This window comes from Allobosea sp. 10L417 (assembly GCF_056395485.1).
On sequence record NZ_JBFTJP010000002.1, the window covers coordinates 574,302 to 591,023 of the forward strand.

The 16,722-nt window shown below is 60.1% G+C and carries 10 protein-coding genes; 5 read left to right on the forward strand and 5 right to left on the reverse strand.

Going from position 1 to position 16,722, the window contains the following annotated elements; translation table 11 throughout:
• Window positions 1–30: 30 nt before the first annotated feature.
• Window positions 31–1,290 (forward strand): polysaccharide pyruvyl transferase family protein, encoded by a 1,260-nt coding sequence (locus AC1DE3_RS08930; RefSeq protein ID WP_441511247.1) that lies wholly within the window; start codon window positions 31–33, stop codon window positions 1,288–1,290.
• 151 nt (window positions 1,291–1,441) lie between these two features.
• On the opposite strand, the gene AC1DE3_RS08935 is transcribed toward AC1DE3_RS08930, so the two are convergent.
• Together AC1DE3_RS08935 and AC1DE3_RS08940 are read right to left on the reverse strand one after the other, a co-directional pair.
• Window positions 1,442–2,425 (reverse strand): glycosyltransferase family 2 protein, encoded by a 984-nt coding sequence (locus AC1DE3_RS08935; protein ID WP_441511248.1) that lies wholly within the window; start codon window positions 2,423–2,425, stop codon window positions 1,442–1,444.
• 473 nt (window positions 2,426–2,898) lie between these two features.
• A complete protein-coding gene (locus AC1DE3_RS08940; RefSeq protein WP_441511249.1) occupies window positions 2,899–4,383 on the reverse strand; it encodes a lipopolysaccharide biosynthesis protein in 1,485 nt (494 codons plus the stop codon).
• 842 nt (window positions 4,384–5,225) lie between these two features.
• On the opposite strand from AC1DE3_RS08940, the gene AC1DE3_RS08945 reads away from it, so the two are divergent.
• From AC1DE3_RS08945 to AC1DE3_RS08960, 4 genes are all read left to right on the forward strand, one after another.
• Window positions 5,226–5,939: a DUF3102 domain-containing protein gene (locus AC1DE3_RS08945; protein ID WP_441511250.1), complete on the forward strand. Its 714-nt coding sequence runs from the start codon at window positions 5,226–5,228 to the stop codon at window positions 5,937–5,939.
• A 123-nt stretch (window positions 5,940–6,062) separates the two neighbouring features.
• Window positions 6,063–7,646 carry a Wzz/FepE/Etk N-terminal domain-containing protein gene (locus AC1DE3_RS08950; protein WP_476852313.1) on the forward strand — a complete coding sequence of 528 codons (1,584 nt, stop codon included), beginning with the start codon at window positions 6,063–6,065 and terminating at the stop codon, window positions 7,644–7,646.
• Window positions 7,647–7,663: 17 nt separating this feature from the next.
• Window positions 7,664–8,950 (forward strand): polysaccharide biosynthesis/export family protein, encoded by a 1,287-nt coding sequence (locus AC1DE3_RS08955; protein WP_441511252.1) that lies wholly within the window; start codon window positions 7,664–7,666, stop codon window positions 8,948–8,950.
• Window positions 8,951–9,047: 97 nt separating this feature from the next.
• Complete coding sequence (locus AC1DE3_RS08960) at window positions 9,048–9,656, forward strand: sigma-70 family RNA polymerase sigma factor (RefSeq protein WP_441511253.1); 609 nt, start codon at window positions 9,048–9,050, stop codon at window positions 9,654–9,656.
• Between the two features lie 83 nt (window positions 9,657–9,739).
• Here AC1DE3_RS08960 and AC1DE3_RS08965 read toward each other — a convergent pair whose 3' ends face one another.
• The 3 genes from AC1DE3_RS08965 to AC1DE3_RS08975 all read right to left on the reverse strand — a co-directional run bounded on the left by AC1DE3_RS08965 (window position 9,740) and on the right by AC1DE3_RS08975 (window position 16,375).
• Window positions 9,740–11,638, reverse strand: a complete 1,899-nt coding sequence (locus AC1DE3_RS08965; protein WP_441511254.1) for an HlyD family type I secretion periplasmic adaptor subunit — start codon at window positions 11,636–11,638, stop codon at window positions 9,740–9,742.
• A 37-nt stretch (window positions 11,639–11,675) separates the two neighbouring features.
• The gene (locus AC1DE3_RS08970; RefSeq protein WP_441511255.1) at window positions 11,676–13,922 is read right to left on the reverse strand and encodes a type I secretion system permease/ATPase; all 2,247 of its coding nucleotides are present in this window, start codon (window positions 13,920–13,922) and stop codon (window positions 11,676–11,678) included.
• 236 nt (window positions 13,923–14,158) lie between these two features.
• Window positions 14,159–16,375: a hypothetical protein gene (locus AC1DE3_RS08975; RefSeq protein ID WP_441511256.1), complete on the reverse strand. Its 2,217-nt coding sequence runs from the start codon at window positions 16,373–16,375 to the stop codon at window positions 14,159–14,161.
• Window positions 16,376–16,722: the final 347 nt, after the last annotated feature.

The window sequence follows — 16,722 nt, forward strand, 5'->3', positions numbered from 1 at the left end:
CGTTAATTTCGTGTCAAGCGGCGTTTATATTTGGAAGGCAAGGCCATGCGTAGGAATGGGCCTGGGACCATCGCTTTCTTCGGTCATTTCAACTCAACGAATTTTGGAAATGAATGTAGTCTTCAGGCCGCTCTGTACAATCTTCGTCGGTTATACCCCGGTTCGAAATTTATCTGCATAACCGATGATCACGAGAACGCTGCAAAAGCTGACGACGTTGAAGCCGTTCCAGTCAACCAAGAGCTGTTCAAATTCTGGGTGGCCAAGACGTCCCTGGGGCGGCTTGTGCGCAGAGCCGTTCTCGGGTTTCCCGCCGAGCTGTGGCGGTGCATTTCCGCAATTATGGTGCTGAGACGCGCGCAAATGTTGATCGTCCCGGGGACGGGATTGCTCACGGATGTCTTCGGGCTGGGGGGGTGCGGGCCCTACGGCCTCTTCAGATGGGCGCTTATTGCGAAGCTCTGTGGATGCCGGCTGCTGTTTCTGAGTGTAGGTGTAGGGCCGCTCTACCGCCGGCTCGGCCGGTTCTTCGCGAAGTCGGCTCTATCGCTGGCTGATTTCCGCTCATATCGGGAGATTTCGAGCCGCGAATACCTCGCGAGTATTGGGTTCAAGGCCGGCTGCGATCCAGTCTACCCGGATCTCGCATTTAGCCTGCCGATCCCGGCCTTGCCGTCAGAGGGAAATAAGGCCCACGAAATCGGCCTGGGGGTCATGAGCTACGCGGGAAATTACAGCGTCCCCAATCCCAGCGCATCGACTGACCAGGATTACTGGGACAAGTTGGTTCGGTTCTCCAGATGGCTGATTTCCCAGGGTTATAATGTGAGGCCCCTCATCGGCGATACAGTGGACGTATCGGCAAGGGACCGCTTTATTCAATTGTTGGGCGAAGGCGCACAAGCACAGGACGACGACGCGATCATTGATGAGCCTGTCACCTCGGTCGAGAGCTTGTTGTCGGCGCTTACCGTATCGGATTTTGTCGTGGCGACCCGCTTTCACAACGTCCTGCTGGCGTTGCTCGGCGGAAAGCCGGTCATTGCCATTTCTTTTCATCACAAATGCGCATCGTTGATGGCTGCGATGGGCATGTCGGCCTATTGTTTGGACATACACGCATTGGATTCAGACGCGCTCATCCAAACTTTCGAGCTCTTGACGGCCGATGCCAGCGACGTCAAAGCCCAAATCGCGCAAAAAGTGCTCGAGTTTCGCGACGAATTGGATGACCAATATAGGCGAGCCTTTGGCGTAGCGGCAGACGCGACCGGTCTAAGAGCCGGATAATCCCAAGCTTTTCGGAGCTGGAGTGCCCCTCACGCGTCGCCGCGTCCGCGATCATGTTTCGCAGATCGCAGAAATGGCCCCCGGCGAACGCCCCCGGGGGGGGGCGGGTGCGGGGGCAGATCCCGCGGGGCAAGAGGCGGCCATTTGCCGATCAGGAGCGATAAGCAAGGCGCTCTTTTGAGAGAGCATCGAACGTGGCAAGCCGGGCCGTCTTGCGCAATGTTACCGACATAAACCGCAGTAAGTTCGCGAACGACATTTCCGCTTGAAGTCCCGTCACATACGAGCGAAACGCTCTGCTCGTCTGCCCGCTGTCGAAGTTCAAATTGCCGATCTCGTACCACCGTTGCGAGATCGAGTTTTTGATCGCGTCTTCCAGCCCGTGCGATTTTATGAAACTGCCATAGGCCCTTTCATACTCCTGCACGACGCGCTGGCTATATTCACAATTCTCAAGAAAATTCTTCGTCAGCCCACCCTGATGAATGCGGTATGTGTGTAAGACGCGCGGAATAACATAGAAATTCGAATTCGTCGCGCATCTCAACCAATAATCATAATCTTCGGCTTGTTTCAAATCTTCGTTAAACAATCCCACCGCCAAAGCGCATGATCTTCGAATGGTAATCCCATTGGTTCCTACAAAATTGACGCGAAGGAGCCATCTCACCGCATCCTGTCGCGAAATTTCTTTCTCAAATGGGAAGTCCGGAAATGCAACCCATTTGCTGAAGTGTCGTTCTGAGCGGCCGTCTTCATGGAGGCGTTCGAAGTCACTACAACAAATATCGACGTTCTCATGCTTGTCCAGAACATCCGCGTGAGCCTCGAGGCGTCGGTCATGCCAATAGTCGTCCGGATCCAAAAACGTGATGTAATCTCCGATCGACGCACCGATGGCGGTGTTTCGCGCTCCAGAAACGCCCTTGTTCGCTTGATATATGTATCGAAGCTTGCCGCCGAACGATGCGGACGCCTCATTGACGACTGACCGGCTATTGTCCGTCGACCCATCGTCGACGACGATAATTTCAAAATCTTGAACTGTTTGTTTTTGGACACTATCGAGCGCCTGCCGAATGAGGTGAGCGTTATTGTAGTTTGCAATCAAGACGCTGAATTTTGGCGTTGCCATTTGGAAACTCCATCCATCCGCTTTATCAAGGTCATCTGACGATGCCAGGAGGCTCTTGGCAGGTTCAGTTTAGAATTCGGTGCAGTCTTGTCCGAGCCAGCCGCAGGAGCGGTTGGCGCTTTTATCATTCCGAGTTCCGGGGTATCGGGGGAGTTCTGTCGCTGGTCGGCGCAGTGTGGGGTCGGCTGGAGCTGCTGTGCTCATCCTCGATGCGTTCAGCGCCTTTGGATTTTGGGTCGCATCTGGCGAGCGGCTCATTGCCTGGCGACGCATGCTCCAGTCCCCCTGAGCTTCAAAAAAATAACGACAGCCGATTGCCGCTGTTCCAGAGCGGTCTCCGCGCGGGAGGGGCTGCGAACAGCAGCACGGATGCGTTGATCGCGCGGCTGAGTTGGAAATCGAGAAGCTCGGACTCTTCCCCCTGCCTGGCCCGGAGCGCGCGCACTCGGTCGCCCTAGTCGCTTTCCTGCCGTTCAAGCTGCGCGCTTGAAACCAAACTTTCGAGGAGCGACACCGAGATTTCTTGCTTCCTGCAGCACTTCAGCAAAAACCGCCCTGTGCGTCGCGGATCGCATCAAAACGAGCACGTAAGTTACGGCAAAAACCAGCGACAGCATCGCCAGTCGAAGGAGCGGCGTCATTGACGACAATAATTCGGCTTCCAATACGTAGCATAGGATTCCGGCAGCGATAGTCGCGACAAGCGCGCCGCTCAGCCCCGTCATGATATCCCGAAAGTGAATTCCCGTATCCCGCAGTGCCCAAGTGGCTATTGGAATGGCCTTCAGCATCATTACGGCGGAGTATGACAAGGCGACGCCCTCTGGTCCGTAAGGTAGTCCGATCATCACCCCGGCCAGCACCAGGGGGGCTGAGACCAGCGCAATTTTCAAACCTCTTTCAGCCATCCCAAGCGCGCTCAATAGCCATCCGATCGGGTTGTTGATTGCGAAAACCAGCACTGTTGGCGTCAAAAGCCTGAATATGGGCACGACTTCGCTCCATCTCGGGCCTAGGAGGACCGCGATCACATCGTCCGCAAATAGCGCGCAAGCGAATGTCAGCGGGAGCGTCAACGCAACAACACATGTATAGATTTGCAGGAATGAGCGCCGCAAGCGGGCGCGATCCCGCTTGACTTGGGCCAAGGCATTGAACGCGACATCCCCTATGGCGTTATTTAAAGTATCTATTGGAAACGATATTAAATAGTTGCTGCGTCCATAGAGTCCTATCGCTTCTTCGCCCCAGAATTTTCCAATCAGGACATTTTGCAAATTGCTGGTGAAGTAAGTTATCGCGCTTGTAAGCGTCATGGTCCTGCCGAAGCGCAACATCATCGTAACATGCACGTCGATACCCGGAATTTTGGGAACCCATCTCGCGCTGTACCACACACCAATAGTTGCGATGAGTGGCTGCAAAGCAATCATATATGCCAAAGCAAAATACCCGTACCCGATCCAGGCGAAATAAATGGCCACTGCTGCGCTGATCAGGTCGGATGTAAGTTCAATTATCGCTACTCTACCGTAGCGCATTTGCCTGGAAATCATCGCCCCATGTTGTATGCCGGCACCCGAAAATATGAATCCAGTTCCGATGATGATCGTCGCAGCAACAAGTCTGGGGTCGCCGTAGAAGGAGGCGATAGCAGGGGCCAGTGCGACGCATACGGCGAAAAGGATCAAGCCGAAGAGGAGGGTTATCCAGAAAAGAGCCGAGGATTGATCCGCCGAGATCGAGTCGCACTGGATCGCAGCATGATAAAGCCCCAGGCTGCTGAAAAGTCCTAAGAAGCCAGTGAAAGTCACAACCATGGTGATCAAGCCATAGTCGCTCGGTGCAATCAGGCGCGCCAGCACCATTGTTGACAGTATTTTTATGATGACTCGTCCAATTTGGGCTATTATTTTTGTGAGCCCGGCGTGGATGGATTTTCCCCGAAGGTTCTCCATGGTGAATTGATGGCTCCATTGCCCCTCTTTGCTTAACGCGGTGGCGCGTGATCGGGTTCGAATACTCTCCGGAGATCACAGGCTGAGCGAGTCGCTTCGACGCGCGATTCTGCGGCCCGGACGACTGACCACCACCCAGCCTTGGAAGCATTTCTCGTTGTCGGATGAAATCCGGGAGCTTGGGGGCTTCGATCTGTGCCAACAAGGCGGTTGTCGGAGCCCACGCCGAGCAAAAGCGCAACCCGTTGCGCGTTTGAGCCATGGCGCAGCGCCTAAGGGCGCGCGGAAGTATTTGCCGGAGTAGACCGCCTCCTTTGGTGCAATCAGCGGCATGGCGGCTGCCGAGCAAGAAAGTGATGGGCAGGTCCCGGCATTGGCCAGCATGTTGGCTTCGGTCGTGCGTCCGCGGGGCGGCGCTGACCCATCGTCGTGCCTGATCCCGCGAACGGTGCTTCCACGGAGAAGACCTGAACACGCACTGGTCCTGGACGCTTGCGGATGTGGCCGAACCGAAGGTCCGCGAAGCGAACAGACGGCGGCTCGGCTCAGACGCCGCGAACTGCGCGTATCAGCCAAAATGCAACGTCGTTGATCCATGCCTCATTCTGGGGGCTCCGAAGCGGGCCGGAATGCGACTGTGGTCATTTTGGGGAGCGGATCTGCAGTCGTTCATGGCCTTCGTCCAATGCCTTGGCTGCGTCTCAGAGAAGCCGGACGAATTTTGAGGTAATCCGGAAGGGTTACCTCATGTGTGCGGGCGGGAATCCCTTTGCTCGCTTCGTTGTGCACTGCTCCAAGCGTAAGCTCATTGCTCTCGTGGGTTGAGTAGTGAGGATGTAATCGTGGCATCGAGCGCAGAAATCTCGGCGACGGAATTGCATGATACCGCGCAGAGGATCAAGGAACTTCGAAAGGCCGCGACCGAACACGCTGTGGAAATCGGGCGTGAACTACTCAGCATTAAAGAAAAGATGCCTCACGGTGCCTTCGTTAAGTGGGTCGAAAAGGCGTGCGAGTTCAAGATCAGAACCGCGCAGGACCTGATGAAGCTCGCGCGTGAGGCGCATTCCGATGAGAAGCTCGTCGCGCTGATGGTTCCGTCGACGCTGCGCGTCTACCTTTCCAAGAAAATCCCACCTGCGGTCCGTAGTACGATCCTGAAACGGCTCGAGAACGGCGAGCGCATCTCGCGCAACGAAATCTATTCTCAGGCTTCGGATGCGAGGACGACGGCTAAGGCGGACGCCGGCGATCGCTCGATACGCGAAGGGATGTCCTCGTCGTTCTTCTCCAAGCCTGAAACTCTGAAGACGACTGAAGAGAAACGCAGCAATGCCGGCGGCGATCGAGCACGGGCGGTAGCTGAGCTGATTCTTCGCCGTCTCAGCCCGCAAGACTACGAGACGATCATGGAAGAAACGAGTTGGGAGGTTTGGAACCGGGCTTTCGTCTGGATGAGAGCTGCGCAGATCGTGGATTCCGAACGGGTAGAGCTCACACTATCAAACGCGCCCGCCCCTCAGAACTTTGAGGCGCTGCCAGCCAAATTGCAGTGAATATTGTTGCGTGCTTTTTGTTAATTGCCTGCGGTGCCGAAGTAGGGTGATGGCACTATAGCCGCTGTATCGAGCGAGCCGAGAGCGGGCATTGGCAGCAGACGAATAGAGATCGGGAGTCCAATGACGGTCTATTTTGGAGAGCGCCAATCTTTAATGCCGTCCGGCTTAGATTGCCTCCGTCGCCGCTGGAAGCTGGTTGCTGCTTGTGTTGTATTCTCAACGGTGCTCGGACTGCTTTTTTCGTTACTCCGGCCGGTGAATTATACCGCTTCAACGCAGCTTTTGATCTACGTGAAGGAAGTCCAGCCGGGGCCGGACCTGGTCATTTTTCTGGGGCGTGCCGATCTCACACAGGTCGAGAACGAGATCGAGATCATCCGCTCGCGCGGCACGCTGACCAAAGTGGCGCAGTCGCTGAAATTGTCCGAGGATCCCGAATTCGTTCCGCCAGCGACGTCCCTGCAAAGCATCGCGCAATGGCTGTTCGGCGCGCCGTCGGCGACGTCTGATGAAAGCCGCAACAGACAGGAACTCGCCGTCGACGCGCTCACCAAGCGCATCGAATTGAAGCGGATTGGAACGAGCCACACCATCCTCGTCAACGTAACGACTTCCGACCCGGAGAAGTCCGAGCGGATCGCGAACGGCATCAGCCAGGTCATGCTTCAGGCGCGGGTCAGCGCGGACCAGGACGGCAGCAGGTCGCCGCTGCTGCGGGAGCGCCTGCAGGGATTGGGTCCCAGCGTCTATGTGATGACGCGGGCCCTTGCTCCGGACAGGCCGAGCGGACCGCGCAAGCTCCTCGTCATCCTCGGGGCCTTCATTGTTGGACTTGTCGCCGGATCGATGCTGGCTCTGCTGCTGGACTTCAAGGACAAGACGATCCGCACCGCCGCGCAGGTTGAGGATTTCGGCCTGGAATGCATCGGCGCGATCCCCTTGCTCAAATGCGGTGCTTCGGCGGCTTCGCGGTCGCCTCGCTCGACGAAGGAGCAGGGGAGGGAGGATCCGTTTCTGCCTGTTCCGCTGCTGAATCAGACTTTGCTCCGGATGACGGTCGCGATTGAAGCATCGAAGGCGCGCGTCGTCGGCATTGCGTCTTCGGTCGGTAACGAGGGGGCGACCACGGTTGCAAGGCAGCTCGCACATATGGCGGCTCGCAGCCAGCGGAGAGTGCTGCTTGTGGAGCTCGATCGAAACGAGACGCCGCGCGCCCTCGCTCAGGCCCCGTCGCCGGGCGGAGTGCCTGTTTCCGGGACGAATGAGCGGCCGAGCGACGGTACTCGTCGGAGCAATCGTGCAAGCGGCCCTGATGTTCTTGTGACTGCGGCCTGGGACAGCATCGAAGCGCCCGCGAACTGGTGGATGCATAGCAATCAAAAGTTCTCGGCCGATTATGACCTCATCATCGTGAGCCTGCCGCCGCTTGAACGCGGAGCCGAATTCCGCATGGCCGCGCAGGACCTCGACGGAATCCTGCTCGTTATCAGATGGGGTAAAACAGAGATGGAGCAGGTCCAGCGCGCCTTCGCGGTATCGGGCGCCATGCCATCGGACTTCATCGGAGCAGTCCTGAACATGATGGACGATCGGATGATCGGACAGTTCGGGGACAAGCTCTGGGAGGCGGAAGCAGCAACGACAATTCGACGAGGCCTCTTCGGACTGGCGATGCCAGCGGAGCCTGTCGCGGGGCAATCATGAATCGGAAAGGTGCTACGATGAAGCGGAACCGTTCATGGCTTAATGTCGCGGGATCAATTTCTCTGGTTCTGTGCGTGGTGAGTGGAAGCGCAGTCCGTGCGACATCTGATTACAGCGTTCGCGCTAACGACAAGCTCAAGATCAAGATCTTCCAATATCCTGAGTTGAGCGGCGAATACACTGTTCGCGCGAACGGTACGATTTCCATCGCGCCCGTTGGAGATATTCCGGTCAACGGCCTTTCGGCCAACGAGATCGCGAACCAGATTTCCGATCGTTTCGTGCGGGCGGGGATCTCCGACAAGCCTGGCGCGTCGGTTGAAATTCTCGAGACGCGGCCGGTCTATGTCCTGGGCGATGTGCAGAAGCCGGGTGAGTATCCATTCCGACCAGGGATGACCGTCCTGCAGGTCGTCAGCCTCTCCGGTGGGTGGCTGCGGTTCAACGACCCCGGCCTCATGCGGCTCGATCGGGACAGCATCACCATAACCGGTGAAATGCGGACTCTCGTCAAGCGGTACCAGCAGCTGACGGCGCGCCGGGCTCGCCTGAACGCAGAACTGGTGATGAAGGCCGATATCCAGTTTCCGCCGGATCTTATGATGCGGTCGCAGAACGACACCGGGCTGCGGCAACTCATCGACGAAGAGCGCTCTCTTTTGAACATCCGCGTCGACGCACTCAAGACGCAGATCGAGAGCCTCGAGCAGAATCGCGACCTGTATGAACGCGAGATCGACGCAGTCAAACGCCAGATCCAAGCCAACAAGGCTCAATACGCAAGCGCTGAAAAGGAGCTCGTGGAAGTTCGTGATCTGGTCAGGCGTGGTCTGTCGACCCTCAGCCGCTTGACGAATCTTGAACGCATGCAGGCTCAGCTCGACATGAACGAGCAGGGCTTGCAGACGCTGATCTTGCGGGCGCGCCAGAACATCACGCAGGTCGATCAGAGGATCTTCGATCTGAAGAGCGAGCGGAATGCGTCCTTGACCGCCGAAGTGCAGAAAGTCCGGATGGATCTCGATGACATCAGCGTCAAGTTCGAGACCAACCGGAGCCTTCTCGTCGAGGCCCAGGTGACGATCCCGACCCTGGTCGGCAATTCCGACGCCACTGTCGAAACCCGCAGCCTGACGGTGGTGCGTATGCAGGACGGGAAGGCGCAGACGATTGACGCGCAGGAGAGCACCGAACTGCTGCCCGGAGACGTGCTCAGGGTTCAGAGGAGCATCCTTCCGAGCGGGCTGGGTATAGGCGCGCCTGAACAGACCAACATCATGGTGCCTGCTCGGGTCAAGCAATAGCAGCGCGGCTGCGCGATCTGCGTAGCCGTGCGCCCGGCCCCGTTTTGCTTTTGAGTCATGGATTGTTGCGTGCGCTGATGTGAGTGGGAGATCGACGATGGCCTTCGGCGACAAGGACTACGGGAAGACGAGGGAAGGTGACGGGCTCTCGATTCAACAGCAGATGCTGGCATTCGAGCCGCAGCTGCGTGCCTACGCGATGTCCATCAGCCGCAGCGCTGACCGATCCGACGATCTGGTTCAGGAAACGCTGCTGCGCGCCATCAGCAAAATCGACACCTTTCGGCCGGGCACGAACCTTGGCGCCTGGCTGACGACGATCCTGCGAAACTGCTACCTCTCCGATCTCCGGCGCCGCCGCCATGAGGTGGAGGACGCTGACGGGTGCTATTCCGAGGCGTTGCGCTCCGCGCCGGAACAGGAAGGCCAGCTGGAATATCAGGAATTCTGCGCGGCTTTGAGAGAGATTCCGTTCGACCAGCGCGAGGCGCTTCTGCTGGTCGGGGCTGCCGGGCTATCCTACGAAGATACGGCCACGCTTTGCCGCACCACGACCGGAACCATCAAGAGCAGGATCAACCGGGCTCGCTCGCGATTGGCGGCGTTGCTTGCGATCGATAGCGTAGCCGAGATCGGTTCCGACAGTCAGACCCGCGCGGTCATGGTCGGCCATCAGGGCATGGATTCCACGCGGTGGCTTTTCTGAACGCCGGAGAATCGAGGCTCCGGCGCCGTACCTTACGATCTCCGAGCGGTCTCGCACGGAACCCGTGCGAGACCGCCGCGCGCTTACCGTTCGCGCAAGCTGTCGTGCTGGTAGCGGGAGAGCGGCGAGAGCAGATAGCTGATGATCCGCCGCCTTCCGGTCTTGATCTCCGCCGTCACGGCCATGCCGGGCGACAGATTGACCTGCTTGTCCTCGATCGCCAATTGCGTGCGGTCGAGGGAGACGCGCGCGGAATAGAGCAGTTCCTGGCCGCGCGGCTCGCTGCTGTCGGTGTTCGCGCCCGACGTCTTGTCGGCTGAGCTGTCGGGGATCTTGTCGCGCGCGATGGCATCCTGCGACACGTTGAGAATGGTTCCTCGCAGCAGGCCGTAGCGCGTGAAATTGAAGGTGTCGATCTTGATCGCGGCCTCCTGGCCCGCGCTGACAAAGCCGATATCCCGGTTCGAGATCATCGCCTCGATTTCCAGCCGGCTTTCCGCCGGAACGACGAGCATCAGCGACTGCGCAGGCGTCACCACGCCGCCGATCGTGTGGATAGCGAGCTGCTGCACGATGCCGTCGACAGGTGCCGTCAGCCTTTGCAGGTTTTTGCGCTGCTCGGCCTTCACGATATCCCGCTTGAGGCCCGCGGCCTTCTGCTGCGCTTTGGTCAGCTCGTCGAAAAGGGTCCGCTCATACTCGGCAATGGTTTTCGTGCGTGTCTCCATGAGTGCGGTGACTGCAGCATTCGTCTCGTTGCCGCGCTTCTCCTGAACGAGGATATCCTGGCGCTGGCCGACGAGGTCCTGCAGTTCGGTGAGGTAAGTCACCTTGGAGCCAAGCTCCTTCTGGAAAAGCTGCTCGCGGATTTCGACGCGCTGCTGGAGCGGCACGATGGTAGACTTCAGCTTGTCGACGGAAGCCTGGATCGTGTCGCGTTCGGCTCCCTTTTGCGCGAGCTGACCGTCGATGGCAGCGAGCTTGGCCTTTTGCTCGCCGTTCTGGCTGACGAGGAAACCGCGGTACATCCGGAGCAGATCCGGCGGAGCGTCCTCGGGCGGGGCGAAGGCCGAAAGCGGATCGTCCTTGTTGGTGATCGCCGCCTGCAGTCTGGCGATGTCGAGGCGTGCAGCCATCAGGTCGTTTTGCAGATGTCCGAGCTCGGCATCGGAGGTGGTCGTATCGAGCTCGACCAGCACCTCGCCCGCCTTGACGCTCTGGCCGTCATGGACCCGGATCGCCCGAACGACGCCGGTCTCGAACGGCTGGACCGTTTTGGTGCGGCCGCTGGGTATGATCTTGCCGGGGGCAACGGCGACGATGTCGACCGTACCGATGCAGGCCCACACCAGCGCGACGGCGAAGACGGCGATGATGGTCAGGCCGATGGTGCGTCCCAAAGGCGAAGGCGGGGTTTCGACGATCTCGAGCGCCGCGGGCAGGAACGCCAGCTCCTGAGATCTCATACGGTTTTCATTCATGGATCGTGCGACAATGGCCTTCTGAAGGGCTTGCGAGCGGGTCGCGAGGCCTTGTGCCGTCGTCGTCAGAGCCTGTTTGGCCCGGATGGCGACAGCCTTGTCGAAGCGCGTGAGACCCGCAGCGGCCTCGGCCTGCTTCAGCAGGACGAGACGCCCGGCCCATTGGGCTTCAAATTCGGCCCGCGTCAGCAGGGTAGGCTCCGTGAGGTTTGAGGCCACGACGACGGCCTTTTCCTCTCCCACCTTGCCGAGCAGGAGGAACCCGCCGCCGCGAAGCTCTGCGATGCAGGGCAGCGGAAGTTCGGACAGCTTGTCCCAGGTGACGGACTGGGACCGCCCTGCGAAGCCATAGGCCCGTGCACCGCGCAGCATCTCGGCGATGCCGACGGCTCCGTTGCCGATATGGCGGCGAAGCTCTTCTACCGTGGCGGCGACGCCGCGCAGTCGCAGCAGCATCTCCAGGGCAAGAAGGCCAGATTGATCGTTTGTGAGCGCGTGCATGGCGTTTGCTTCGCCGCGGCTGCTTCCCTCCGGGAAATCAGCGCGCCGCATGTGTCCCCTGGGCTACGGAAAGGGCGGTCGAGTCGATGGTGTTCGCGGTCGCGGATCGAGCGGCCGTGTGGCTCGCCGTCGCCGGCGGGCTTCCGGCCTCAGGCAGTCCGGACTGGAGGCGGTGTAGCGTGGCGTAGCGCCCGCCCGTCCGCATCAGCGTCTCATGCGTGCCATCCTCGATCAGGCGGCCGCCTTCGATGGTCACGATGCGATCGGCCATCCGCAGGGTGGAGAGGCGATGCGCGATAATGAGCACCGTCCTTGAGCGCGCGATCTGCGCCATGTTCTGCTGGATGATGTGCTCGCTCTCGTAGTCGAGCGCGCTGGTTGCCTCATCGAAGATCAGGATGCGCGGATTGGTCGCCAGGGCGCGGGCAATGGCGATGCGTTGGCGCTGCCCGCCGGACAGGCTGCCGCCGCGCTCGCCGACGATCGTGTCGTAGCCCTCCGGCAGTTTGAGGATGAACTCATGCGCGCCTGCCAGCGTCGCGGCCTCGATCACCTTTTCCGCCGGAAGGGAGGGGTCGGCCAAGGCGATGTTGTCGCGGATCGAGCGGTTGAACAGGATATTGTCTTGCAAGACGATGCCGATCTGGCGGCGCAGCCAGGAAGGATCGATCTGGGCGACATCGACCCCGTCGACCAGAACCCGGCCGCTTTCCGGCACGTAGAGCCGCTGGGCGAGCTTGGCCAAGGTGCTCTTGCCTGACCCGGACGGGCCCACGATGCCGATCATTTGCCCGGCCGGAATATTCAGGCTGACGTCGCGAAGAATCTCCGGCCCGTCGATCCGGTAACGGAACGTGACATGCTCGAAGGAGATGTCGCCGCGGACCGAGGGGAGGGCCGTGCGGCTGGGGTTGTAGGCCGGCTCTGGCGTGGTGTTGAGAATATCGCCGAGGCGGGCGATCGACAGCCGCGTCTGGTGGAATTCCTGCCAGATTTGCGCCAGCCGCAGCACGGGGCCGCTGACGCGCCCGGCGAGCAGGTTGAACGCAATGAGCTCGCCGACCGAAAGGCTGCCGCCGATGACCAGCTTCGCGCCGACATACAGGATCGCTGCGGTCACGATCTTGCTGACGAGCTGAACGGTCTCGCTGGCGACGTTACCCAGGCTCAGCACCCGGAAGCTTGCTGCGACATAGGCCGCCAGCTGCTCCTCCCAGCGCTGTTGCATCTGGGGTTCGATCGCCATGGCCTTGAGCGTTTCGACTGCCGTCACGCTCTCGACCAGAAAGGCCTGGTTCTCCGCGCCACGGGCGAATTTCTCGTCGAGGTACCGACGAAAGAGCGGCGTCACGCCCGCGGATATCGCGACATAGACGGGTAGCGACGCCAGCACGATCCAGGTCAGCTGCGGCGAATAGAAGAACAGCGCGGCGACGAAGACGACCGTGAAGAACAGATCGATGACGAGCGTCAGCCCCGAGCTGGTGAGGAAGTTACGGATGTTCTCGAGCTCGCGCACGCGAGCGACAGAGTCGCCGACGCGTCTCGCCTGGAAATAGCCGATCGGCAGCGCCAGCAAGTGACGAAACAGGCGCGCGCCGAGCTCGACGTCGATCCGGTTCGTGGTGTGGGAGAACAGGTAGGTTCGCAAGGCGCCGAGGACGACCTCGAACACGGCGATCGCCACGAGGCCGAAAGCGAGCACGTCCAGCGTGCTCATGCTTCGATGCACGAGAACCTTGTCGATGACGACTTGGAAGAACAGCGGCGAGATCAGGCCGAAGAGTTGGAGGAAGAACGACGCCACCAGAACTTCGGTGAGGAGCCACCGGTACTTGTGGATGGCGCCCATGAACCATGTGACGTCGAAACGGCGGGCGAGATCGGTCAGCGAAGCCCGCTTCGTCATCAGCACGAGCCGGCCGTCCCAGGCCGCTTCCAGCTCGGCCCGAGACATCATGCTCGGCCGCGGGGCGTTCGGCGCCTGGACGAGGATGCTGTCTTCGCCGCAGCGTCCGAGCAGCAGGAAGCTCCCGTCGCGCATGGCGGCAATCACGGGGAGCGGCGTATGCGCCAGGCGCTCCCAATTCGTCGTTATGGAGCGGGCCTTGAGGCCCAGGCTCTTGGCGCAGCGGATCATCTCCGTGACGCCGATGCGGCGACCTGGAAACTGATGCTGGATCTGCTCCGGGGTTACGCTCACGCCCTGACTGCTCAGGATGAACATGAGCGCGGCCAGGCCGCCATCAGGCAACGGAAGGGTATCGTTATCGGGCTTTTTCAAGCTTTTTGTCCCGCGTATAAATCGTTTGACGCATGCGCGCGGGGAGTTGCCCACGTGCACACTACGACGAGCGTCAAAACGCTCTCATGCCGCGTTGATACGAAGACGCCAGAATTCGGTGTTTCGCTGACTTGGATCGTCGTCTTGGATCGCCGTGCGCCCTTGCGGACGCACGGCGTCAGTCTTGACGCGTCGGATGCCCGAAAGGTGGGAAACCCACCTTTCGGGCCGATGCATTACGCGTGTGACTTCGCGAGCGTCTGGGCGACGTTGTTCAACCATCCCTGCATCTGAGCAGCGGTGGACGTCGCCGAAGGCGCGGCGAAGCTGGAGGCCGCGTACTGACTCAACAGGGCAAGCTTCGGCGTCACCGAGCTGTCGGACGGTGCAGCGCTTGCACCATTGTCCTGGAAGCCGGGGAAGCCAACCGTCTTGCGGCTGCCGAACGTCAGGTCCGTCAGATTCGCCTGGCTGGTGTTGCCAAGTGAAGCGTCCGATGTCGTCGGCAAAGCCGACGACGAAGCGGTCGCGGACGGGTCGACAGTGGACGCCACCGTCGCAGGGGCCGCAAGAGCGGTCGCCGACGAGGTGAGCGCTGTCGTCCGTTGACTGGCCGACGTCGTGCTGACGACAAGCGTTCCGGCGGGCTGAAGTGGCGCACCGGAGAGGTTGACGCTATTGCCTGCCTTATCCGCAACACCACCCAGGTTGTACTTGGTCACCGCAAGGTCGGAGGCCTTCTCACCGGCTCCCACCTTGTAGCTGAACTGCAGGGTGTTGGTGCCGGCGCCGCTGACGTATTTGGCGGTGCCGTTGCTGTTCAGCGACAGGGTCGGCGTACCGTTGACGGTGACCACTTCGTTGAAGTTGACCGAAAAATACACGGTGTCGCCAGAGCGAACGGTGCCGTTTCCGTTGGTGAGACCGGATCCGTTGGCCGCGATCCACTGGACCTTTGGCTTGGTGGTATCGGCCGACGACGTCGCGCTGACGACAAGCGTTCCGGCGGGCTGAAGTGGCGCACCGGAGAGGTTGACGCTATTGCCTGCCTGATCCGTGACGCCGCCCAGATTGTAGCCGGTGACCGCGAGGTCCGAGGCCTTCTGGCCGGCACCCACCGTGTAGTCGAACTGCAAGGTGTTGGTGCCGGAGCCACTGACGTACTTGGCGGTGCCGTTACTGTTCAACGACAAGGTCGGCGTGCCGTTGACGGTCATCGCCTCGTTGAAGTTGACCGACAACCGAACGGTGTCGCCGGCGCGAACCGTCCCGTTGCCGTTGGTGAGACCGGAGCCGTTGGCGGCGATCCACTGCACCTTGGGCTTCGTTGTATCGGCCGGAGTCGTGGGGGTGACCGGCGTCGTTGGGTTTACCGGGGGCGTGGGGTCGATCGGCGCCTGGGTCTGGACAGCCAGCGTTCCGGCAGGCTGATGCGGTGCGTAGGCGACATTGGCAACATTGCCGGCCAGGTCCTTCACCCCCGACAGGTTGAAACCACTGATCTCAAGATCGGCGGCATTCTCGCCCGCGGCAACAGTGTAGTCGAACCGCAAGGTGTCGGTGCCGGAACCACCCACATACTTGGCGGTACCGTTGCTGTTCAGCGACAAGGTCGGCGTGCCGCTGACGTTGACCAACTCGCTGAATTTCAGCGTAAGGCTCACGGTGTCACCGGCTTTGACCGTGCCGGTACCATTCGTGACCCCCGTCCCGTTGGCCGCAACCCACTGCACCGTCGGCGCAGTCGTGTCGGCTGCGGGCGTGGTCGGGGTTGTCGGGTTGGTTGGGGTAGTGGGGTTGGTCGGGTTCGTCGGGTTCGTCGGATTGGTAGGATTGGTCCCCGGATTTCCCGAGCCCGGCGTGCCACCACTCACGGCTTGCAGCAACGGCGTGATGCTCTGCACGTCCTTCAACAACGCAGAGTGTGTTGCCTCGTCGAAGGCGTTGGCCTGCATACGGACGTTGGTCGTGCCGCCGGCTACGTCGACGACATAGGCGCCGTACTGCTGCATGGCCTTGAAGACTTGCTGGCCAAGTGCGGAGAGGCCAGCCGGCATCGGCGTACCCGGCGGAATCGCGAGGTGTTGCCCTTCCTGGACGATGCCCGAAGCGTTGCTGCCGTCGCTGGAGATGGCCTGGCCGACAGCGCCGGGCTTGGCGAGGCCGAAGTCGACCGCGAGCTGCAGCGCGTGATCGATCGATCCATCGTTGGTCTCGTCCTTCACGATAAGGCCGCCGAGCTGGCTCGCGCCGACAGCCGTGATGCCCGCGCCGAGGAAGGGCGACTTGCTGCCCCACCCGTCACCGGTGACGACGTTTTCGGCCCCGAACGAAGCGGCCGAACCGGTCGTGTTACTCGTCCTTTTGAACTGCCAGAAGTTATACGCAACGTCACCGTCGATGACGATCAGTTCGCCATCGGTACCCGCGGCGCCGTTCGCGGCCGCCGGCATGTGAATGCTGATGGTGCCGCCAGGATATCCCCATCCCGGTGGATACGTGACCTGGACAAGTGGATCGGAAGATGAAGCAACATAAACCGAAGGTGAGTAACTGCTCCAGGCGGCGCCGTAATTGTATCCAGTTGATCCGGGCCAATTGAGTTTTGTGAATGTTGCGTCACTAGCAACTTGTGTATTCCAACTCGAAGACGCAGTAAATGGCCGAGTTTCGAGTGAGGTCATAAGCCTATTTTCCTTAGTTTTATATAGAAAGGAACGGGAGCGGAATTAGTAGGCCAGCCGGGTAGTCCTCGCCGTTCCATGGAAACGCAGCGAAATAGACAGGCACGCCGCGCGAT

Coding starts and splice junctions, on each gene's coding strand:
- AC1DE3_RS08935 (WP_441511248.1), bottom strand. CDS start 2,425: ATGGCAACGCCAAAATTCAGCGTCTTGATTGCAAACTACAATAACGCT.
- AC1DE3_RS08940 (WP_441511249.1), bottom strand. CDS start 4,383: ATGGAGAACCTTCGGGGAAAATCCATCCACGCCGGGCTCACAAAAATA.
- AC1DE3_RS08950 (WP_476852313.1), top strand. CDS start 6,063: ATGACGGTCTATTTTGGAGAGCGCCAATCTTTAATGCCGTCCGGCTTA.
- AC1DE3_RS08955 (WP_441511252.1), top strand. CDS start 7,664: ATGAAGCGGAACCGTTCATGGCTTAATGTCGCGGGATCAATTTCTCTG.
- AC1DE3_RS08960 (WP_441511253.1), top strand. CDS start 9,048: ATGGCCTTCGGCGACAAGGACTACGGGAAGACGAGGGAAGGTGACGGG.
- AC1DE3_RS08965 (WP_441511254.1), bottom strand. CDS start 11,638: ATGCACGCGCTCACAAACGATCAATCTGGCCTTCTTGCCCTGGAGATG.
- AC1DE3_RS08975 (WP_441511256.1), bottom strand. CDS start 16,375: ATGCCGGCGGCCGCGAACGGCGCCGCGGGTACCGATGGCGAACTGATC.